Genomic DNA, 23,163 nt, shown 5'->3' on the forward strand with positions numbered 1-23,163 from the left:
GAGGTTTAGTTCTTTAGCATAGTGGGGGTCAGTGCATTGCACTGACCCCCATTGCACTAAAGGAGCGGGGGATGGAGGACAAAACCGCTGAACCCTTGATATAAGCGAGCCGCCGGAATGCGGGGACGGAGGTTTAATGCTTTAGCAAGGCGGGGGTCAGTGCATTCCCCAAATAAAAAACAAAAAACCCCAAAGCCCATCTCAGGCTCTGGAGTTTTTGAAAATTAAGACGCCTTCCGTCTCTGTCTCATGCTGTAATCGCGTACCCAAATCGGGATTCTCATCATAAGGCTGATAAGAAGGACGATGAGGACGAGGACAGCGGCGGATTTGTCTGCAATTTGGGCTGCATCTTCCACAAGTGCTTCGGACTGTACGTACCATAGGTGGACAGGCAGCGTTCCCCCTTGGGAAAGCGGATTGAAGTCCCACATAACACCTGATGTACCGGTTCCTCCAGCAAGCAGGATAACAGCGGATTCTCCGAAAGCACGGCAGGCTGCTAAACTGACTCCTGTTAAGATCCCTGAAAGAGCAGCAGGAATGACCACTTTTACAATGGTAGTAGATTTCGTTGCACCCATGGCGAGAGATGCTTCGCGCAGCTCAGCGGGGACAGAGGTAATAGATTCTTCTGTTACCCTTGTGATAACAGGAAGGTTTAAGAGGGATAGCGCAATTCCCGCTCCTAAAATCGTTAAACCGATATCAAAAATATCAACGAACAGCACATATCCAAAAAGGCCAAAGACAATGGATGGAACGGAGGCTAAGCTTTCAACACACGTCCGAATAAATTCGGTCACTCGATTGGCAGGTGCATATTCAGCAAGATAAATTCCGGCTCCGACTCCAATTGGCAGGGAGATCACCATTGCGATGATCAGTACGTAAATGGAGTTGAACAGGAAGGGTCCGACTCCTCCCCCAGCCAAAATCTCATCCGGCAGGTTCACTAGGAAATCCGGTCTTAAAATCGGAAGACCCTTTGCTAAAATGGTGTAAAGCAGCCACGCGATTGTTAGGACAATGACACCCGCTACTCCCCAAAGAATACCGGTCAGAACGCTGTCCATCATGTATCGGGACTTTTTCTTCGGAAACTGAATTCTTTCCTTTGTCATGGTTAAGCCCCCTTTGTTCTGATTTTGCGGATAACCAGAATCATGATAGTTGAAATGATCAGCAGCAGGAAGGCCATCATATAAAGGGCGTTGTTCCAGGCAGAACCAAATTCAACATCAATAATTTGGTTGACAATTGTTGTCGTTAATACAGCAGTTGGTGTGTACAAATCCGTCGGAAGCTGTGCCGTATTTCCGATAACCATAACCACCGCCATCGTCTCTCCGATCGCTCTTGCCATCCCAAGAATAATCGCCGTCAGAATGCCCGGGCTTGCTGCAGGCAGGATTACGCGGAATATGGTTTGCAGTCGCGTGCTGCCCATCGCGTAACTCGCTTCTCTTAGTTCGGTCGGAACCGCGGCAATCGCATCATCACTGATTCGAGTAATTGTCGGAAGTACCATTAAAGTAAGAACAATGGCAGCTGCAAGAAGACCATCTCCGACTAACGCACCTGTTGCACTTCGGATGAAGGGTACAAGGATCGTCAACCCAAGATATCCATAAACGATTGACGGAATTCCGACAAGCAAATCCAGCAGGGGACGGAGTATTCTTTTAAGCCAGTCCGGCGCCACTTCTACTGTAAAGATTGCTAATGCCAGAGAGATAGGTGCTGCAAATACAAGGGTTAATGCAGTTAAAGACAATGTGCCGAGAATGAAAACTGCGGCTCCGTATTTCTCTGCGTAAGGATCCCATGTAAAAGAAAAGAAAAACTCCATCGGAGACACGTCATTAAATACCTGCAGACCTGTTTTTCCAATGAATAAAATGATTGAGAATAGAACAACACCGAGTAACAGTGCGCTGCCCAATGTATAAACGTAGAACGCTCTGTTTTTAGCATAACTTGATTTTTTAATAACGGCCTTTTCGCTAATTTCCGCAGGCGGCGTCATGATATCCTGTTCGATCTTCGCCATTTTGGTGATCCTCCATGATTATGCAAAGCCAGCCCTAATAGAGCTGGCTTCTACTATTTGAAAGGGAGATAAAGAGTTTTTCAGCCGGAATAGCTGACGGACATAAGCGCATGAAATCCGCACACCACTGCAGACTTCATGCAAGTCCTGTAAAGCAATGAGTGAATCCTCGAACCTTATCAGCAGATATTAGAATCCTCTGTAAGGAAGGAATTTAAGCTTTTTCAAAGAGCCATTTTGGAATTTAGAGCTTTGGATATAAGAAATGAACGCAGCGTTAGCACCTTTAGCAGGTCCTTTAGTCAAGAAGTAGCCTACACCGTAAACTGGGTACTTTTTGCTTTTTACGTTAGTAGTTGTTGCAGCAACGCCATTGTAAGAAAGAGCTTTAATGCTTCCTTTTACGTAAGCAAGGTCAACATAACCGATTGCATTAGGGTTGGATCCAACAGCAGTAGTCATTTCTCCGCTTTTACCAACCTCTTTGTAGTTCCCTTTTGTCATGAAGCTTTTGCCTTTAAGAGCTTTTGCCTGATAGTTTACACGAGTACCAGAACCTGTTTTGCGGTTTACAACAACGATTGCTGCATCCTTACCGCCAACTTGCTTCCAGTTTGTGATTTTTCCAGAGAAAATGCCTTGAAGCTGAGAAGTAGAAAGATTTTTAACTTTGTTAGATGTATGAACAATTGTAGCAAATGGGATTACCGCTACTTTGTAAGCAGTCAAGCCTTTGAATGCGTTGAATCCAGGAACAGCTTTCGTTGCGTCCCAGTCGCAGGCACCGATTGTTGCGCTTCCTTTAGATACAGACTGAGGACCTGCAATGGAAGAAGAACCGGATACGGATACAGATACTTTTGGATTTGATTTTTTGAATTCTTTTGCACCTTGGGAAGTAAGGGGAAGAAGAGCCGTTGAACCAGCTACAACTACCTTTCCAGTTGCTGATGCAGCATTTGCTGATGTTGCGCCAAAAGTAAAACCTACAGATACAACTGCCGCTAAAGTAAGGGTGGATACACGTTTCATTAAATTCATTTGATTCATCTCCTAATAAAATTATTTTGTTACGATTTTAAAGCTTCCGTCTTTCCAAACAACCAGTCTTTCACCGTAAAGTCCTGGAGCTGTTGCAACAACCTGTCCATCTTTAGATACCGCAAAAGAAGTGATTTCCAAAGGAGTAGACGCAATCTTCGTTAATTTCATGTCCGAAGGGTTCACTTCATAGATAACAGACATGTTATTCTCTGAAGTTAAAATCATTAGCTTGCCTTCTTGTGTAACCGTTACAAATAAAATGTCTTTGTCTTTTACAAGCTGGCTGACCGTATTGTCAGCACGAACCATTGTCAGCACAGGCAGATCTTCAGAGTCTGGCATTGCGCTAAGGTATACGATGCTTCCGTCTTTCAGGAAAGAAGGGTATACTTTGTTATCTTTTGTTGTAGTGACTGCAGCTGCTGCAGGTGTTTTAGCCGTTAAATCAATCGTGTAAAACTGCGGCTCTGTGCCTTCTGTAAGGATATCCGTTACATCGGTTCCGCCATCGCCAGTATCCGTTGTTTTCGTTTCAGCCTCTTTACTTACTACATATAGAAGTTTTGATCCGTCTGCAGAAAGTCTAAGATCTGTTTTATAGATTTTAGTATCGGATGGGATTTCTTTTAGTGCTCCCGTCGCAATATCTACAGAGAATACTTTGTCATTCTTTTCACCTTTAATGAAGTAAGCTTTTTTGCCGTCCTGTGCCCAAACGAAATCTACTTTAATGTCATCGTCTAAGCTAACGTATCTGGACGTGCCAGTTGTAAGATCAATCAGCGTGATGATACCTGTTTCGTCAGAGTGGATTGCATACATTCCGTCTGGAGAAACCACCACATCTGTAGCGTTGATTGTACTCATTACTTTTCGTGTGTTCACGTCCATAATGTATGTGCGGGATGCATTTTCGTCTTCATTTGTAACCATCACTTGGGAACCAACCCATGCCGGGTTATAAGTGTCACCGGAAACAAGTTTCGAAGTGAAAAGCATGTAGCTTCCATTTTCCGCTTTTTCCATTTGACCGCCGAGTGCTTTGACCATATCCATCAAATCGGCGTAAATCACGCCTTTAACCGATACTGGATACACGGACAAATTGACAGTTTCCCCATTAGCTGTTATACTATTTTGGTGAATTTTAAATGTAGCAGTTTGTGAGCCTTTTTGAAGCGTCACAGCTGTACCCTTCACCGTAACCTTTGCAGAGTAAGCCTTTGCGATGTCTTGAACGGAGTATAGGTACTTACCATTTACACGCAAAGTTTTAGCTGAGTGAAGCTTGCCCTCTACATTCATCTTGGATGTGGATGTTTTAAACATTCCTTTTTCGGATATTAATAGATTAGCGTCTATTAATAGATCTCCGCCTAGCGCTTGGACGAAATTCTTCGCTGCCATGAAGAGTGTCTTTCCTGCCATCGCAGGCGGATTTTCTAGCTTAACCTTTTTGCCATTAACGATTGCCTGGCTGGAACCAGATTTTACTTTAATGGTTTTCATGTCTTTCCCGCTGCCTTTGGAAACGACATAATATTGTGACTTCTTGTCGTACATGACTTTTGCCGATAGAGCTTTTGCAAGGTCGCTTACAGAGTGAAGCTTTGCTTTGCCTACGACTGCCGCATGAACAACTTTTTGCTTGCCGTTTACATATACAGACTCTTTCATCGTTTGCTGTACTGCACTTGCTGCCTGAGCTTCATTTATTGCTACAGGGGAAAATGCACTGCCTGCAAGAACGGCAGAAGCAATCACTAGGCTAGTAAATTCGCGTCTCATCCATTTTACCTCCAATTTTTTTGTTACTTTTGACTGAATTGGGTCCCTCCTAATACTTGGTCACCTCCTCATTTTTTACCAACTACTACATAACAAGAGTAATTATATTCCCGTTTTGTTAAGGAAGTTTAATTCTATTTTTAAGATTGTAAATTTGTGGTGAATTTGATGTAAAAAATTGACGAATTGTTGTCAAATTTGTAACAATTCACTCTTTTTCTGATTATGTCTATTTACCTATATAAAAAAGACCGCCTTTTTCGGCGGTCTTTTTCAGTCGATGAACATTTGGGTCCAATATTTCTCTTTATAACCGGTCCCAATCTGTCCGAATTCTTTTTTCAGGATATTGGCGCGGTGTCCCGGACTATTCATCCAGCCTTTCACCACATCGTGAGCTCCTGTATACCCTTTGGCAATGTTTTCACCTGCATATCCATAGTTGACTCCAAACCTCTGCATCATATCAAATGGAGATCCATAGGTTGGGGAAGTATGGTTAAAATAATTTTTACTGTACATATCTTCGGATTTTTTTCTCGCTACCCCTGATAGCTTCATATTCAAAGTATATATGGAAAGTTTATTCTTTACCCGTTCAAAATTGGTCAGCAGAAAAACTTCGTATTCAAGCTGGCTGATCCCCCGGCTTTTCGCATCAGCCTTTACATATGTTTTTTTCTTCAGGCTTGATTCTGCTGCACGGAGATAGTTTCCCGCTACAGCAGGAATGGCTTCATATTTTCCAGCCGCTTTAATGGCAGCTGCCCGCTCTGAGAGCCTCGATAGCTTGGCTATATCCGTACTTCCGCTTGCACCCCTGGTCAAATTGAGTCCAATTTTATAAATCAGCCGGTATTCGGAAATCTCGTAAATTACGCGTTCCTTCGCAATTTTTGCCGGCCTTATGTATTGCTTCAGCAAATTCTCTCTTGTACGTTGGCCGGACACTCTGCCGATCGCTTTTTCAGCTTCGGCTATTTGAGCTGAATAGCTATCATAGGCGTCATTCATCAGATAAAGATCGCCACTTTTTATGATTTCTTGAAAATAAGCCGTTTCGACCTTCAGCTTTTCACCCTCCTGCTTCGCAGAAGACAAAGAGTCAGCAGCCAGTCCCGTTTGGGGCATGGTGAAAAGGACAGCTGTAAAAAAAATAAATAAGAACGTTTTTGTGTATTTCATGCCTTTCCCTCCAATTCTATCAGTCTATTCATTATACCATCTCAAGAAATTGCCGGCCGTTTGCATTTTTTTACATTGTCATCAAAGCATTATTGCCTTTAGAATAATACGAGATCTTTTTGGCAAAATAACAACTAGCAGGTGATGATATGACAAAAAGAAGAATTCTGTATTTTGATTGGCTGCGTGTTCTGGCAACAATAAGCGTCGTTGTTCTTCATGCAGCAGCTCCATTGCTTTATGAATATGATAAAATCCCTGATTATGAATGGTGGACCGGACATATATATGATTCCGTTACCCGCTGGTGTGTGCCGATCTTCTTCATGATGAGCGGAGCGCTCATGCTGAATCCTGCAAAGAAAGAACCGGCGGACCTTTTTTTCAGGAAACGGGCTTCTAAAGTATTAATTCCTTTTGCCGCTTGGACTGTTTTTTATTTGCTCATTCAAATGAAAACGGGAGACATTGAAAGGACCCCAGCTGCTGCCGTAAAAGCCATTCTTTCCGATACGGTTTATTATCATCTGTGGTTTTTATATGTGATTATCGGATTGTATCTCATTACCCCAATCCTGAGAGTTTATATTTCCAACGCTTCAAGGAGGAATATCGAATTTTTCCTAGCCCTGTGGTTTGTTTGTACAGCTGGTTTCAGTCTGATCAGCAAATTTTTCGAAGTGAAAATGGGATTTGAAGCCTTCCCGGCAAGCGGATACATAGGCTATTTCGTATTAGGCTACTATTTTTACCATTACAGCTTTAGCAAGGCGGCTAAGAACATCTATTATGTGATTGGAATTGCCGGTGTGTGCACGACACTCTTTGTCACTCTGTTTTTAACAAAAGAGAACAATGGAACATTTGACGGATTCTTCTATCATTACTTGAATATATCAACAATCTTTATGTCTGGTGCTTTCTTTATGTTTTTCAAAGATCTGCAGGAGAAGACAAACCCATCCAGCGGCTCTTACAAGTGGCTCAGCCCCATTAATAAGGCCAGTATGGGGATATACTTGATCCATCCCTTTGTGTTCCTGCTTCTGGAGAAATTCCTGGGGTTAAGCGCCTTTACATTAAACCCTCTATATGGGATTCCGCTTATGGCATTTCTGGCGATTTCCATTAGTTTTGTGATTACGAGGATTTTGCAGCGTGTGCCGGTTGTAAGGAGTATCGTTCCGAGTTAAAACGATAAGGGTAACCTCTTTGAAGAGGTTACCCTTATTCATTAGTTGCCCCCAAATACAGGCGAATAGGAAGTTCCGGTTTTTTTCACATAATACCCGCCGCCAATCTCATAGCGGTCGCTTTTAATTTCGTGTACCCTGTAGCCGGTATTTTTATCAAGGGTTTTTAACACTGTACCGTTTGAACGGTACATGGTAAGAGGCTTTACACTCTCCACATATCCAAGGAAAAGCTTGTAGCCATCCTTCTTGTTCTTTACCTCTCCATCTTCAATTACAATCGTTAGTAGCTTGTCTTCAGATGCATAGCCTGCAAATTTGTTTTTGCTATCCGCCGCAACCGCGATCACGAGTTTTGTTGCTGCTGGATCGTGTTTCACATACACACCGCCGCCTACGTTATACGACCCGTTATTTGTTCCGTATACCCTTAGTGCAGCACCTTTCGTATATGTTTTATATAGCTGCTCCTTGCCGCTGACTAATTTATAGGAGCTCACATTTTTCAATAGCTTGATTCTTCCGTATCCTTCTTTTCTATTCGGGTTGATCGATAGGGGATTTGCTGTTTCAATTCTGAGCGGTTTCAGGTTGGACGAAGCCATATAGCCTGTTTTGCCATTTACTTTTACATAATAGTAGCCAAACAAATTATTCCGGTTATCGTCTTCAAATAACTCATCACTTAAAATTTCTACCGTAGCATTTGGACCAATCTCAGCTAATTTAGCCATCTTCGTATTCGGTTCCTTGCGCAAATTGTTGATTAGCTCTTTCGTAATGACCTTATCTCCCTTATTTAAGTCACCTGCAGACGCCGTATATCCGTATGCCCACTTCATTGGAGCATTACCAGGCTTCCAGTTTGGATCATAGTTTGTCACTGGAAACGGAGTTGTTGCAGTATTGCCAAACCTAACGATGTTTCCATAAACCAATTCCTGATATGTAGATCCTGGGTGTTGTGTCGGATCGTTTTTACCAGAATTCCCATTATAGTTCCGCACAGCAAAATACCAATGCTCCAGAATGTCAGGAGATTGATTTTCAATGACAGGATTAGTCTGAATAGTATATTTCTCTTTTAGAATGCTGACGCCTTGATCAATATTATACGCAGCATCTGTTTTCAGGCGTTCCCGATCAATTTCAGGATGATCCCCGGGACTGAGGGTTACTTGCATAATACCGATTCCGCCATCCGATGTAACCAGCGGTGCTCCGTTTTTACATTGATACAAGCCTCCGCTTTCCTTAGAGGCAATTCCTTTAACGATTTCAACAGGTACATCATATTTTTTAGCTGCATCAGCTAACATATTTTTCATCTCAATGACCGAAGGCTCGCTGCATGAACCAGTTTCAGCCTGTACTCCTGCCGGTGTCCATAATAAAGATGTGGCCAGTACAGCTCCTGTTAATAATTTCACTATTTTTACCCCCTAAAGTTTCTTCTATCATTCTATCATGTAATAATTACCAATAATAGTAAAAAAATAAAAGCAGATGCTCATTTTAGCACCTGCTTTCCAGTAGAATTATAGGTTTAATTTTGCTTTAAGCGCTAGCTTGCGCTCTTTTAAATCGGCATTGATTTTAGAAAGACTGTGGTATCCGCCTGCATGCAGAGCGTTCCCGTCTGCTTTAATTTTAGAAGCACGCGTTTCCAGTCTTGATAGAGTTTCAAAATGTTCAATCGCCGTTTTTACAGATCCCTTAGCAATGAGGCTGTCAATATCATTCATGAGACGATACATGGATACCTCATATTTTGTTGTTTCTCGAGCGATTTTCGCTTGGGTAACAAAGCGGTCATTGAACACTTTGCGGTTTGATGCACCGTAAATTTTTCCGATAACACTTTCGGTTTTACGAATCTTAGATGATAACCCATCATAGATACTATTCGTTTCAGCATCCAAACGCTGTCCGCTAATTAGTTTGGACGTGAGTTCATTTGTTTCTTTTTCAAGATCCATGCCCGTTTTTACAGCATCAATCACTCTTGCAGAACGATTCATGTATTCTGTAAAACTAGCATCCTTGCTTTTTGCCTTCAACCTATTGTATTCCCCGATTAAAGAAGAATCCAAACCGTTAATTTTATCAGCAGTCGAGTATTTGGACTGTAAATTGCTAGCTAGCTCTTTTGCAGATTGTGTATAGTTCTCAGTCGCAGCAGCTAGTACAGTTCCTAGCGTAGAATGTCTTTTTGCGCTAACGTATGCATTGCGCCAGTAGCTCTCTCCAAGTGAACTTGTTGTTACACCTTTTGAAGAGGATGCGTGAATGAATTGGTTGCCTCCAATATAAATTCCTACGTGGGAAACGGAAGGCTTGCTCATCGTTCTGAAAAATACGAGATCTCCAGGCTGTTTACTGGATACACTCTCCATACTGCTTGAATTGTACATTCCATCAGCCGTGCGGGGTACAGATAATCCTGCTTTATTAAATACATAGCCTACAAACCCTGAGCAATCAAAGCCGGATGGAGTGGTTCCTCCCCATTTGTACGGTACTCCTATGTATTGCTTGCTTATATTTATGATATTAGTTTCGAATGAAGTAGATGCAGCTTTCGCATCGTTGGCTGGCAGATACGAACTGAATAATAGAGATGTTGCTAATCCAAGAGCAATAATCGGTTTCTTCATGTTCTTCCTCCTTTGGCACAAGATTAGTATACATGACGGATGAAGGAAGTAGTATAACAGTTCTATTACATAATTCCGTAATGTTACAATAGCATTACAATAAAGTGATTTTACGATTAATTATGTCACGTTTCAGCAAATTTTTTTGTCAAAACCCGGTTAAATAGGTGCTTTTAGAACCTAGTACTAAACGAGTCTCATACAAAAAGAGAAGGTCAAAAGACCCCCTCTTTTCATTATCTATCTAAGCTCATTTTCAATTTGTTTCAGTGTTGTTTCAAATCCTGGCAAATCCGGATATTTTCCTGGATACAATTGGTTTCCAGCTTTTTTTACAGCGGCTGATCTTTCAGTCAATCGGTCATAAAGATTAAACTTCTCTTGCAAAATGACCGGATCAGTTCCTTTTGCTTTCAATTCTTTAATTTCTGCAAGAAGACGGTAGCGTGATATTTCATAGATCACGGTTTCCTTGGCAATTTTTGCAGGAACAAGATATTTTTGGCCAAACAAGCTTCTTACACTGCCGCCATATACTTTACCAATGGAAGCTTCTTCTTTTTTCAGCTGCCTGGAAAGCTCATCATAAGCGGCTCCAGTTTCATCATTCAGTGTTCCGTTTGCAGCAAATGACTGCAGCTCACTGCGCTCTTTATTTAGAAGATCCCCTGCTTTTACAGCATCAATAAAGTAGGCAGCCTGCAGCCGAATCTGTTTAGCATTCCTTACATTTTTCATGGCATTTTCTTTATAATAGGCAGGCAAATTAGAGGCAATGCCCTCTGCCTTTTTCACTTCATAATCGGACTGATCATACAGCTTTTTCATAGAAGCCGATATGTATACGTTCGCTTGTGACATTATGTTCGCTGTGTAATACGGCTTTAATTTAAAACTTGACTGCAGATAGCTGTTTACTTGCGAAACCTGCTGATCATACGTTGAACCAACCCGCTGCTGGTACAGCTTATGGCTCTCTTTCGCAGCGTAGAGCCCTACATCTTTGTTTTCCTCCCATACCTTGCTGAAATTTTTCAGCGGAACACTCGTATCTCCTACAAATGGAGAGATTTCAAGCGTGAAAGCAGGGCGCTTGTATGTCTGCAGGAACCAGTCTGTAAATCCTCCTCCAGACGGGTTAGGTCCAGGATATACGAGCCGGTATCCAGTCATTCTTCCAAGCTGCTTCGCGTAGTTCAAATCGCGCGTATAGCGGGCACCGGTTTGGTAAAAATTCCAGAACAGGATTTCTCCGCTTGAATGATAGCTTAGCGACATTTCAGGGTCAATGTCCTTCATAAACCCCAGGACCACTTTGGTTTCAGCAGTCGATGCCGGACTGTAGCCTTTAAAGTTTTCTGAAGCGGGCTTGCCCGGGCTGCAGCAGATCGACGACCATTTTGCATCATATTGACGGTTCAGGTCGACCCCTTTTGCGTTTGCTTTCCAGTGTTTAAAATCCGCGCTTCCTCCATTCATCTTTAACGCAGATGACTGACTGGAGGCCGGAAGTGATTTCACGCCATATTGCTGAAGTGAAACTCCGTCAGGATTCACCATGGGCATAAACCAAATCGTAGTTTGGTCTAAAATTGACTTAGCTGATAGGCCATTGATTGTTGAGTTACTGTAATAGGCTTTTGCATATTGATCAATCATCTTCATATTGAGACTGGTAGTCATCCACTCTCTCGCATGGTGTGAACCGTTTACAAAAACCTGCGCAGGGCCTTTCCCGATCGAGACAGCGTAAAGATCACGTCCATATTCCGATTTTCCAACTGATTTGTAGCTCACTAAGTGAGGATATGTGGCAGCAAGCGCTTGTAAATCCTTTTTCATTACATCATACGTATAGACCTGATTAGCATTGACAGAGAACGGGGCAGCAGAGGCTTTCTCTTCTGTGCCAGTGAAGCTTATGCAAAAAACAAAGGCGGCAATCATCCAAATTAATTTTCTCACTCTCTCGTTCCTTTCCGCTTTTTCTATCTCTCTAACAATCTACCATGAAATGTAGTCATTTCCAGACTTGACTTCAAAGGGCCGACCGTGTATTTAGCGGAGGAAAAAAAGAACCCGGGAACAGGGCTCCCGGGTTTTCATTAATTTTTATTATAAATCATAGATTGCTTATTGTATTCTAGATAAAAACCATTTCCTATATCTAATTTATTACCATCGACATTCAGAATTTCATATTCCTCTCCCGCCTGCAGCTTCATGACAGGAAGAGCTTCCCCATATTGGAACATCATCGAGTCTGATGTAAGTTCGACAGTTCCTACATAATAGGAGACATCACTGGTTTTTTGAACTTTGTAGCCATTTCCTACATCGTAATATTGATCATTAAAGCTATAAACCCGAATTTCTTCTCCCGGCTGGATAGTCCTAAACACTTCTCCATTCGGCTTCAAGATTGGTGCATTACTAAGTGTAAAAACTCTTCCCACATAGGTTGAAATTTTATGCGGTTCATTGTAAAAGTAATGGTTATTTCCTACATGATAGTAGTTTTTATAGGTTCCATATACACGGTAAAAGGAATCACCAGGCAGCTGTTTAACCGGCACCATGGAACTTCCTTCTTTTTTGTACAGCAGCAGCGGCTGTTTAGAGAACACTCGCGCAACCGGGAATGGTGAATCGGATGTTAAGACATTTGGTATCTTAATTTCCCCAGGTTTTAACACATGTTCTTCCGTTAAATCATTTGGATTTAATCTCCAAAGATTAGACCGGAGGTTATAATATAGTTTTCCGTTATTATCTTTTGCTAAGTCGAATACATCACGTGTATCGTAGCTTGTAATCTCCAATGTATCTGTATCCACTTTAAACAGCATTCCCTGGAAGGTTCCATACAGATCACCGGAATGGTCCTGCATTAAGCTTTCCGTCTTATACATGCCCTGTAATTGGTTAGGCGTGATTGGGTAAAGATTCGGCATCCCCTTCTCTGGATCGTAAACGAGAAGTTTGTTATCCACAATCCCCCATAGTCTCCCATCCGGTGTTGTAGTCAGTGCAGAAATTTTGATTGCATAACCGCCAGGAAGTTCGATTTCTTTTTTGGAATAATTGGAACTGTTTGTGTCAATCGCAAACAGTTTAGCCGTCTCTTTTGAAAGATTTCCGCTTCCATCATACGCACTCGTTCCTAAATACAAGGTATGGGATTGATTGTTGTAAACCATGGCCGATGCACTTTGTTCATATGGGAGCAGTTCTTGATGGATAATCTTCTGCTGATTCAAATCATATGTGAGGAACATTCCCGTTTTTTGCCCTCGTTTAGGGACAGTTCCAGTGTATAGTCTATTCTTTTCATCATCTGCCGCCATCGCCTTTGGACGGTCTTGTCCATCGTCACCTAAATCCATTATTTTCTTAGGATTTGAGCCCGGAGTCCATTCCTTTGAAGTATCGTATTCGTAAACGTGAGCATTTGGATAAACACCAAAAAACATTTTATTTTTCAAAGAAATCATATCCTCAACTTGACCTAACCCATCATACATTTTGGTGGTCTCAGTTTCAGGGTCAAACACCCCAAGTTTGCCGGAAATAAACCCCGAGCTGTAAATATCTCCATTTACCCCATTTCCAACACTATAAATTTCTACTGCCTGAGGCGGGAGATTAAGAGTGGAAGTACGGAAGCGCTTCTGGGTTAAATTATATTCATAAAATCGGCCGCTATTTCCAGCAAGCCCTAGAAGATGAGGCTGTCCGTTAACATTTAGAATATCTAGCGATACGGCTCCAGTACGGGAAAAATACGATTCCAGTTCCTTGCTGCTCCCATCAGATGGATTGAACTCATATAACTTACTTTTAGAACTGTAAAAAACGTTTTGGCTGTTCCATGCTGGTGATACACCTCGTGAGTCAGCTGGAAGCACGTGTTCTAATTGGCTGCTTTCCTTATTCAAAACAAGAAGCGTACTTTTGTTTTCCATTTTCGCGTAAACTTTTCCGCCTGCTATGTCCAAGTCATAAACGGATGCCGCCGATTTATATTCTTCAGGCAGTATATCTGTTTTTTCATTAGTATTCAGGTTCCACTTAATAAGAGCGGCAGGAGAACCAATTCCTACATATAACGTTTTATTTTCTTCATCATATTCGACGCTTCTTGCATACTTGCGTCCTTTCATAACCACACCAAGGCTTTTAAAACCCTGGTTATCATTATATGTAAAGACTGTGCCGCCATAAGATGTTACACCAAACACTCGATTTTCCTTAGTATCATAAGTCAGATCCCAGATAGTTGTATTGGAAGCCGAGGAGGCTTTACCTAAGTTTGATATTTCCTTCGTATCGGGATTGTAACGATATAAATGCTCATTAGGAGTAGATCCAACCCAAACCTGTCGATCTGGGCCCACCTCAATCGACCAAGCAGCAGCAGCACCTTCAAGATTTTCCATATCAACTACTTGTTTTGTCTCTAAATCCATAACAATGAGCTTTGCTGGCTCACCTTGCAGCAGTGCATAGTAAAGCGGCCGTCCTGACTGATCCTGGCCAGCTTCACCTCGTATCACATTCACATATTGAACTTGCGGGCCCATGTTTTCAAATGGTCCTTCCGTGGCAGATGCGGGGAATGCGAGCAATGAAATGAGGAGCAGGGCAGATAATGACATACGAAGTAACTTCACAATAATATCCTCCAAAACCTTTCTTTAATCCAATTTCCCTCCCAGAAAATCCGATTATTTCTCTAATATGTATATTCTACCAAACGATAGGATTTATGTCTTAGGAATTTGGAAAATCACTTTAAAATTATTGGGAGGAAATGTATACTTTTAAAAATATCAAATTCAGGTAAATTTTTCACTTCGGGGAGTTTAAGGTTTTGTAAAGATGCCACATAAAAAAACCCCTCACACTGATGTCAAGAACAGCATGAGGGGCTCCCGCTTTATGGAAATTTGAAAGGGGAAACAAGTTAGGTGAAAGAATCTAAATGCTAAGACGTATGTTGTTTAGGATTTCTGTCTATCTGCGTCTATGTATGTGGCATACAAAATATCACTCGATACTTTCGTCCTAATTGTATCATAATTTTTTCCTCAATTGTTAATAATTTTTTGCAGTTTTGGCTTATTGAAGGAAAAAATTATTCTTTCTGGATTTGTAGTACTCCATGTTTTCTTCAGAAGACCAAAGATTCGTATTCATAAGCGAAAAGTCCAGCTTGCAGGTATCGTCTGGTGAATTGGAAATAAGCTGTTCCAAGAGCTTCACATCATTTTTTAACCCTTTAAATGAATCATACTCTCTGGACTTATTGGGCCGGCCGATATGATGCTGAATATAATCTTCAAGTGTGGAGCTGCTGATATCCGAAAAACTTGTGCAGCTCGTATAATTTACACAATATCGTATAAATAAGGTCACAGCATTCTCTGCTTTCCTGCTTTTTAAAATTTGATTCTCTCTCATAACAAAATCCATTTCTCTCCGTATTGAATAGCTCCTGAGCTGCTTATCATTCATTCGCTGACCAAACGGGGTTAACTCATTACTCATTCCTATGCACCCTCCATTAATAAACCTGAGCCGCATAAGCTTAAACAAACCAAATCAACCTTCTTTGGTGTAAGCACTTATTTCCTACGGCGGCCTGACGATCCTAGCATTATAAATGCCTTAGACTCACGGCTTTGCGTCCCTGCTTTTCAGCAGGTTTGCCTTTATACTGGTAAATTTATTTCAATCCAATAGTGACTATTATACTATATATATGGAATATTATCTATATTCTACATGAATTATCCTTAAATACAGATCAAAAACCCCTGCCGATTGAACAGCAGAGGTTTTCTTTTGAAACGATTCGCAATTATTTTCCAGCGCTCTGATCCGTAATACGGCCTTCTACAGCAGGCTTAATACCAGGATTAGCTCTTAGATACTGACTAAACGTCTCCCAGTCTGTAAAACCTGGTTCACTGACCCGGCCTTCATCGTAAGCTTTTTTAAACATGGTGTAATTGTCTCCGCCAGCTGCAGTAAATGCGTTTGTAGCTACTGAATACGATTTAGCTGGATCCAAATCGGTATAGTTCGTTCCATCCTCTTTCACTTCTACTTTTACGACACGCTGACCAGCAGGCTTTGTGCTGTCAAATGTGAACTTCATTCCTGCAACGTGAAGGAATGCTCCCGCTTCTTTCGGAGCCAGTTCTACACTATGCTCAAGTGCAGCTTTAATTTCGTCACCTTTAAGGTTCATAATTGCAAGGGAGTTCCCAAAAGGCAGAACTGTCAGGATTTCACCCATTGTCACATCTCCTGCATCAATGGATTCACGAATTCCACCCCCGTTTTGAACAGCGATTACGGTTTTAGGATTGATGGATTTGGCTCTTGCAAGCATCCCATCGGCAATAAGGTTTCCAAGGTTCGTTTCCTTCGTACGGACATCTGCACGAACTCCATTAAGAGCAACTTCTGATTTTGCTACAACTTCATTTTTAACCTTATCAATAGCCGGTCTGTACTTTGTATTAAGGACAGAAGCCGCTTCCTCATCTTCTTTAATCACAAATTGATCCCCTGATTTTTGATCAATATCAATCAGTTTGCCAGCTTGCTTAATTACCTTTCCTTTTGTGTCAAACTCTACATCAAGCACACCAAGATTCTTGCTTAGCTCACCAGTCTGAACAATAACCGTTGGCTCAGCACCTGTATTATCCATAACCGGTGCGCTCAGCATGGTATGAGAATGGCCTCCGACAATTACGTCAATTCCTTCTACTTCTTTTGCGAGGGTTACGTCGTTATCTCCGCCGCCATCCTGGTAGCCGATATGAGTTAACGCAACAATTTTGTTGATGCCTTGCGCTTCAAGCTGCTTAACCGCTTCTTTTGCTTCAGCGATGTAATCTTTAAATACAACCTCTTTACCAGGACTTGAAATAGTGGATGTTTCAGCTGTTGTCAGACCGAAAATCCCCACTCTTTCTCCATCTATATTCTTCACAATGGCGCTGTACGATTGGCCATCCTTCGGTTCAGCTGAAACATCAGATCCGGCATAAGCTTTCATATTGGCATCTTTAGAGAAATCAACATTTGCACTGACAAATGGAAACTTTGCTTTCTTAACAAAATCGGAAAGCACAGATGTTCCAAGATCAAATTCGTGATTACCAAATGTCATCGCATCATAATCAAGAAGATTCATTAGCTCAAGGTCAGCCTGGCCTTTAAATTCGTTAAAGTAAAGCGTTCCGGAAAATACGTCTCCAGCGTTAAGAAGCACGGAATTTTTCTTAATTGCTCTCGTTTCTTTAATGGAAGTGGCAAGTCTTGGAGCACGGTCCAGGTTTGCATGCGTGTCATTTGTATGCAAAACGGAAAGCTCAAAGTTTGTTGGGAATAGAACTTTATACTGAGTTCTCAAGTCCATTTTTTCCTTCATTAGAGTTGGTTCAAGGGAAGCATCAATTAAAGAGTAGAATTCTTTTAGCAATTGATTGTCAGGATATAATTTCGTAAGCTCTGCTCTTAAATCAGCACCTTTCGTTTCAAGCATGCTGATAATAGCAAACATTTTATCAGCTGTTGCTTGGTCTTTAGCGGAAAGCGCAGCCTTAGCTTTTTGATGATAATCATAGCGGGTCATTTCATAGGAGAAGGATTCAGTCGTCAGTTTAGCAGGCAAGACGAAGCGAGTATTCACAACTTCTCTTGATTTCGGGCCATAAACCTTTGAAACCATTTTTTCAAACTGCATCGTATGCTTTCTTAAATCATCGTATGCTTTTCTAAGCTCGGATGGAGACATTACCAGAAAATTCGCTTTTACCTTGTATCTTGCACTGTCCAGTTTTTCACCGTATTTAACTGCATCAATTATGTAAGCTGCACGCAAGCGCTGAATCTCAGAGAACTCAAGACGATCGTTCATGAGCCTTTTAATGCGGGGACTGCTAAGCTTTGAAACTTCTTTTTTCGCTGCAGCAATCGCTTCTTTGGAGTTATTATAGCTTTTTAGAAAACTGGGAGATAATAGCAAATCTCCGGATTCGTCAACCTTGTAAAACGTGGATAGAGAATTGGAATAAAACTCAGCGGTTTTTACTGCCTGCTCCGCCTTTGTGCTTGATGCTGCCTGAGCTGGATTAACAGCTGTGACAGTGGAAGCAGCTAATACAGCAATACTTGCTTTCACAAATTTACTTTTCGGCATAGTATATGTTTCCTCCTAAAGTTTTCTAGTAAGCATGACGATAATTCATAATCTACTGAAAGAAAGAGGGCTAATAGCTTACCATAATTTGAGTCTATCGTAATAGCGGTTCCATTTCTATGTTATAAATGTAAATTATGTATTTCATTTGTAAATATACAGTTCGCTTGATAAACACCTACCATCATAAAAATATAAAGTTTTCTATAATATTTTCTTAACATTTTTTCAAATAAATGGTGACGAAAGAAACAGGATTCATTATAATGAGAAAGGCCCAAGGTATACTTACCTATAAAATGGCCTATATCCATATGGAGTTATTCCATAAGTTTCATAACAGAAGGAGAAAAAGAAAAACAGATGAAGAAAATTTTAGCTTTCATGATTCTATTTTGCGTGATTGTACCAACAAGCACATATGCCCAAACTGCTCAAAATCCGTATGTACAGCAATACTTGGATAAAGGTTACCAATATGAACCTTTTTTGCAAGATTACAAGGTTAATAATGATTATTTAAACTTCTCCACTGCTAAAAAATTCAATGCTAATAAATTCATTTGGGATTCGAATGGTATTCCTATGGTAAAATACGATACCCGAGTTGAATATAACCCTGTTACTACTGCTCAAGCTGCATTGTATTACCACGGTAAATACCTCATCTCAAAAACAAAAGCAGATCGCGACTCCTTTATTAAACTTTCAGATGCTTTATTAAAAATGCAGTCAAAAGATGGGGCCTTTAGATACAGTTTTTCTCACCTCATTCCTCACCTTAAGACCCGCTATCAAAAAAATTGGGTGTCTGGAATGGCACAGGGCCAGGCATTAAGTGTATTTTCTCGCGCATATGAGATTTCCAAAGATGTTAAGTATAAGAGGGCCGGGAACGCTTCATTGAATTTCCTTTCAACACCAATTTCAAAAGGAGGAACAATGACAGACCTTTCCCACATCAGTTCCAAATGGAAGAATGATATCTGGTTTGAAGAATACGTAACCAGTCCAAACAATTACACGCTGAACGGATTCAACTACACGCTGCTTGGCCTTTATGATTGGGGATACAATCCTGCAATGGCCACTCATGGCGGGGCAAAAGCAAAATCTCTTTTTCAGCAAGGACAAAATTCAGTAAAGAAAATCCTGAAAAAATATGATGTCGGCGGCTATACATCCTATGACCTCAGCCACTTAACAATGAAGCAACAACCACACGTTGTTATTGAATATCACAGAGTGCATATATACCAAATGTATGTACTATACAAACTTACAGGCAGTGCTTACTTCCTCGATTACTATAACAAATGGAAAGCTTATGTGGATGCTGTGCCTCTTCCGTTAGCGAAATAATATAAGGGATGGTGTCTGTCACTGCTAGTGATAAAGACACCATCCTTTTTTACTTTCCTTATATTCTTCCTTAAAAGGCACATGGGCTTTTTTCTATATACCCAAATTGATTAACTTGAGGTGAAAAAATTGTTTATTAATTATTACAAACTATTAGATGTATCGATTAACGCTTCTCATGAAGAGATAAAAAAAGCCTATAGGGTAAAATCAAAAATTTATCATCCTGATTCGGGAGGAAATGATAAAGATTTCATTTTATTAACGAAAGCTTATGATACGTTAATTAACTCGAAGTTACGCTCTGCATATAATGACGAATTTAACAGTTATTACGCTAAATCAAATGGACAAACTAACAAATCTAATTTTGAATCCAAAAAAAATTCGGAAAGCAGTAATCATCAAGACCAACATCGAGAAAATTTCAATCAAGAGAATAATAGGGACCATGCCACTCATCCAAATCAAGACAAGAATAAATTTATGAAATCTCGTAAAAAAAGTTTACAGCTAAAGATTTCATTTGCATTGAATGTATTATTCTTCATTTTGATTGCTTGGTTAGTTAACGAGTTAAATACTCAAGATCATGTTGTTTTTAGTTTGGAAGACAAAATAGAGGAACTTACAAATGAAAAATCAGATCTTATTACGGAAAAGGATAAGCTTACGTCCTCTATTGAAAAAATGAATACATCCTTAGCTAATCAAGTTAAAGAGCTTCAAGAAAAACAGGATAGCTCTGAAGTAGTCGATGTTGCTGTAAGTGGAACCAGTCTAGAGTCTAGTGAATCAGAGATTATAACAGAAGAAACAAAAGCAGCAAATGCTCAACCAGAAGAAGGATATTTCACTTTAGGTTCAAGTGTAGAAGTAGTAAAGCAAGTAATGGGCGGACCACCTACCAGTATAAGTGAGTATTCAATGTCATATGACCTTTCTACAATTGATCTCGAAGACGGAACCGTTTCAGGCTGGTCAAACCTTAGTGACAACCTTATGGTGAAAATGGAAAAAACAAGTGAACAAAAAGCTTTTCGGTTGGGAAGTACAGTCCAAGATGTAATCAATACGATGGGAACGCCTACGGGCTATTCAGATTATTCCTTATCTTACGTCCTTTCAAGGGTTTCCATAGACAATGGAATTGTTACAGGATGGAGTGATTTGAGTTCGAACCTGAAGGTACAGTAATGGGGATTTGCTGAATAAAAGATGATCTTTAAGGTATTGAGTGTCTGGAAACGAGTATATGTTAGGTAGATTATAGTAGATGGTATTCTAGTTTTAGTATCTATAAAAACAATAGCTATAAATTACAATTCTAATATCTACACCTTAGCTTGTTAAAGCATGACTCTCAAGATGAAGAACCGACTCACACCAGTGCTATAATTATGCCGTGAATTTCATCAGCCTAAATTCCTGATATCCCCTTGTACCCCATCAACTATTCCTGCTTAACATCAAAGGAGATTAGTTTTGTCGTGAGTTTACTCCAAGGATTCAACCAAATTCTCCAAGTAGCCCATATTAGTTTGGAGCTGTTCCCTGTAAAACTGCTGCGGCAATAAAGAAATAAATCTTTTTACTTGCCCTTTATCTATTTTAGTGACTTCTTCGATTGCATCATCCAATAACTGTTTTGCTAGTTCGCCTTCCGTTAATATGTTAGATTCATTTAATGGCCGTTGGTTGGTTCTTTCATCCAGGCTGACAATGATAGACTGTTTGGGATTACTGTATATCAAGAAATCCCTTAGCAGCTGATAAGCATCTGCCAATGACTTGCTTCTTCTCTCTGTAGTACTTGATTCTCTAACGAGTTTCAAACTGATAATACATACACTTCAGCTCATTAACTCTTTAAGCATTCCCTTCTCAAATAAATCCAGCTGCTTTTGTTCCTTCATTTCTTATATATTCATTTTGTATGTATCCCTAATTAAAAAAATTCCCTAACTCCGCTTTGAAATTAGGGCTTAAATATCTTTTCACTTATATAATCTTTTATAATATTTATTTATCTTTCTCATTAATTGATTTATAGAAAAAAAACAGCAGAGATTTTTTCTCTACGGAACTTTTTGAAATCCTTGATATGGTGACTAATACCTACTTTAAATTTTCTCCAACAAGTAACTTCCCAATATTATAAATTGAATCGGGATCATGCCTAATGTAAAACAGCCATTCGTGCAGCCGCAGCTATCCAGGCACCCGTTTGTGCAGCCGTCTCTTCCCCTGTCGTCAGGCTTTTTCTTTTGATGGTTAGAATTCTTGTAATCCTGCAGGTTTGTTCACCTCACAAGGCAGTATGTATTAAGGTTGGATCCTGCCATTCGTAAATTTTCGGTTCCATGCCTCCTGGGCATGCGGATGCATGTGGGGAAGTACATATTTTTCTATATGGTTCTTCACTTCTAGGGGTTTCAATGTATTAAAGGTGTGAAACCTTATGACCCGGTTATCAAATGTAGTGACAATCAGCTCTTCGTAAAAAAGCCCTTCAATGCTCGGCCTGTAATTATTCAAACGGATATCCTGTATATCCTTGAAAGCAACTTGTTTTTTTTGATCTGTTATATACCCGTTTTCCCCTTCGTTTATGTAGTATAAAGTGGTGCCTCTTTTAAAAAACGACGGTAGCCATAGAATAGTTGTGAGCATCGAAAAAGGAAGAACCAGTAATCCTACTAATATATATATTAGTGAGTAAGATGATTTAAACTGAAAACCATTACCGATTAGAAAAATACCCACTGCAATGCCTCCGACTGTCACCAGAAGCAGCCATGCAAAGAAAAACGGTTTCATTTTTATTTTTATCAGGCGGTTGTGCGAAAGTGTTGTTTTCAAGATATCCTCCTGTGACTATTAAATTGACAAAGTGGTGTTATTTCTAAAGAGAATAGAATTAAGCAGCTCTGGGGTATAGCTCTTTAATTGAAAATGATTGGTGACGGATCCATCGATGAACCAGTGCATTCTTGCCCCTTTTAACACAAAAATCAAATCAAAAATGTTAGGAATATTTCCTGTTGAATATTCAAAAAAAGCCAAGCTGTCCAATTTGCCTTTTTTAGTTTTTAAATCCTGAATAAACTCATTAAAAAGTTCATCTGCTTTGTCTGCTTCAAATTCCTCATCTATTTCATTACTGGCTATCTTCAACATCTTTTCAAAATCATCTTTGTTTCCAAGTGATCTGGAATAGCTCATTTCGACTGTACTGTCAATGGCCATAAAACCTTTTAAATCTGTAAGCATTTCTTCTTCAGATACATAAAGAGTAAGTTTATTAACAAGTTGGTCATGAATCATTTGGTGAGAATGAATGGATTCATTGCCAAAATTATAAGATATTCCAATATCCTCTGTATCTGTTACTTTGGATGCCCTCAAAGAATATTTGGCATGGCTAACGGTTTCAATATAGGAAGAGTATTCCTTCTTTAATGTATATTTGTTCTCACTGTAGTTCAATAGGTCTTTAGCCAGCATTGACCGGCAGGCAACCTTCAGCATTAAATCAAAATCTTCATCTTCGATATTTGGAAAATAGGTATTTTTTATATTTTGTCCTTGTTCGAAATGACCTTCGCTGTATAAACCAAACAAAAGTTCATCTACACTCAGTGTGAGAGTATTCATTTT

The 23,163-nt window shown here is 40.2% G+C and carries 17 protein-coding genes and 1 riboswitch; of the genes, 3 read left to right on the forward strand and 14 right to left on the reverse strand.

Translation table 11 applies throughout. The features are described 5' to 3' along the window. Positions 1–224: 224 nt before the first annotated feature. From pstA to AS29_RS08270, 5 genes are all read right to left on the reverse strand, one after another. Positions 225–1,124: a phosphate ABC transporter permease PstA gene (pstA, locus tag AS29_RS08250; RefSeq protein ID WP_051860525.1), complete on the reverse strand. Its 900-nt coding sequence runs from the start codon at positions 1,122–1,124 to the stop codon at positions 225–227. 2 nt (positions 1,125–1,126) lie between these two features. Then, positions 1,127–2,053: a phosphate ABC transporter permease subunit PstC gene (gene pstC / locus AS29_RS08255; protein WP_035404834.1), complete on the reverse strand. Its 927-nt coding sequence runs from the start codon at positions 2,051–2,053 to the stop codon at positions 1,127–1,129. Positions 2,054–2,242: 189 nt separating this feature from the next. Further along, on the reverse strand, positions 2,243–3,094 hold the full coding sequence (locus AS29_RS08260) for a phosphate ABC transporter substrate-binding protein (RefSeq protein ID WP_197491587.1): 852 nt from the start codon (positions 3,092–3,094) through the stop codon (positions 2,243–2,245). A 21-nt stretch (positions 3,095–3,115) separates the two neighbouring features. Beyond that, complete coding sequence (locus tag AS29_RS08265) at positions 3,116–4,885, reverse strand: stalk domain-containing protein (protein WP_035404838.1); 1,770 nt, start codon at positions 4,883–4,885, stop codon at positions 3,116–3,118. 273 nt (positions 4,886–5,158) lie between these two features. Continuing rightward, positions 5,159–6,070, reverse strand: coding sequence for a CAP domain-containing protein (locus tag AS29_RS08270; RefSeq protein ID WP_051860526.1), 912 nt, complete (start codon positions 6,068–6,070; stop codon positions 5,159–5,161). 149 nt (positions 6,071–6,219) lie between these two features. On the opposite strand from AS29_RS08270, the gene AS29_RS08275 reads away from it, so the two are divergent. Beyond that, a complete protein-coding gene (locus AS29_RS08275; RefSeq protein ID WP_035404840.1) occupies positions 6,220–7,263 on the forward strand; it encodes an acyltransferase in 1,044 nt (347 codons plus the stop codon). A 41-nt stretch (positions 7,264–7,304) separates the two neighbouring features. On the opposite strand, the gene AS29_RS08280 is transcribed toward AS29_RS08275, so the two are convergent. The 6 genes from AS29_RS08280 to AS29_RS08305 all read right to left on the reverse strand — a co-directional run bounded on the left by AS29_RS08280 (position 7,305) and on the right by AS29_RS08305 (position 18,141). Next, positions 7,305–8,693: a transglycosylase SLT domain-containing protein gene (locus AS29_RS08280; protein WP_051860527.1), complete on the reverse strand. Its 1,389-nt coding sequence runs from the start codon at positions 8,691–8,693 to the stop codon at positions 7,305–7,307. A gap of 108 nt (positions 8,694–8,801) precedes the next feature. Further along, complete coding sequence (locus tag AS29_RS21890) at positions 8,802–9,920, reverse strand: NlpC/P60 family protein (protein WP_066099008.1); 1,119 nt, start codon at positions 9,918–9,920, stop codon at positions 8,802–8,804. A gap of 240 nt (positions 9,921–10,160) precedes the next feature. Beyond that, the gene (locus tag AS29_RS08290; RefSeq protein ID WP_082883778.1) at positions 10,161–11,885 is read right to left on the reverse strand and encodes a M14 family zinc carboxypeptidase; all 1,725 of its coding nucleotides are present in this window, start codon (positions 11,883–11,885) and stop codon (positions 10,161–10,163) included. Between the two features lie 140 nt (positions 11,886–12,025). Further along, on the reverse strand, positions 12,026–14,593 hold the full coding sequence (locus AS29_RS08295) for a hypothetical protein (RefSeq protein ID WP_156505902.1): 2,568 nt from the start codon (positions 14,591–14,593) through the stop codon (positions 12,026–12,028). A gap of 448 nt (positions 14,594–15,041) precedes the next feature. After that, positions 15,042–15,470: a swarming motility protein SwrAA gene (locus AS29_RS08300; RefSeq protein ID WP_035404843.1), complete on the reverse strand. Its 429-nt coding sequence runs from the start codon at positions 15,468–15,470 to the stop codon at positions 15,042–15,044. Between the two features lie 85 nt (positions 15,471–15,555). Next, positions 15,556–15,643: riboswitch (cyclic di-GMP riboswitch) on the reverse strand. A gap of 140 nt (positions 15,644–15,783) precedes the next feature. Then, the gene (locus AS29_RS08305) at positions 15,784–18,141 is read right to left on the reverse strand and encodes a 5'-nucleotidase C-terminal domain-containing protein (RefSeq protein WP_051860528.1); all 2,358 of its coding nucleotides are present in this window, start codon (positions 18,139–18,141) and stop codon (positions 15,784–15,786) included. Positions 18,142–18,504: 363 nt separating this feature from the next. Here AS29_RS08305 and AS29_RS08310 point away from each other — a divergent pair, with 363 nt between their 5' ends. Further along, complete coding sequence (locus AS29_RS08310; RefSeq protein ID WP_051860529.1) at positions 18,505–19,503, forward strand: D-glucuronyl C5-epimerase family protein; 999 nt, start codon at positions 18,505–18,507, stop codon at positions 19,501–19,503. Positions 19,504–19,632: 129 nt separating this feature from the next. Further along, positions 19,633–20,700, forward strand: a complete 1,068-nt coding sequence (locus AS29_RS08315) for a J domain-containing protein (protein ID WP_035404844.1) — start codon at positions 19,633–19,635, stop codon at positions 20,698–20,700. A 299-nt stretch (positions 20,701–20,999) separates the two neighbouring features. Here the strand turns inward: AS29_RS08315 and AS29_RS08320 are convergent, their stop codons facing one another. From AS29_RS08320 to AS29_RS08330, 3 genes are all read right to left on the reverse strand, one after another. After that, on the reverse strand, positions 21,000–21,290 hold the full coding sequence (locus AS29_RS08320; RefSeq protein WP_035404845.1) for a hypothetical protein: 291 nt from the start codon (positions 21,288–21,290) through the stop codon (positions 21,000–21,002). Positions 21,291–21,828: 538 nt separating this feature from the next. Then, positions 21,829–22,365, reverse strand: coding sequence for a DUF5381 family protein (locus tag AS29_RS08325; protein WP_035404846.1), 537 nt, complete (start codon positions 22,363–22,365; stop codon positions 21,829–21,831). 18 nt (positions 22,366–22,383) lie between these two features. Then, on the reverse strand, positions 22,384–23,160 hold the full coding sequence (locus AS29_RS08330; protein ID WP_035404847.1) for a hypothetical protein: 777 nt from the start codon (positions 23,158–23,160) through the stop codon (positions 22,384–22,386). Between the last annotated feature and the right edge of the window lie 3 nt (positions 23,161–23,163).

This window comes from Bacillus sp. SJS, from assembly GCF_000732485.2.
Lineage (GTDB): Bacteria > Bacillota > Bacilli > Bacillales > Bacillaceae > Metabacillus_B > Metabacillus_B sediminis.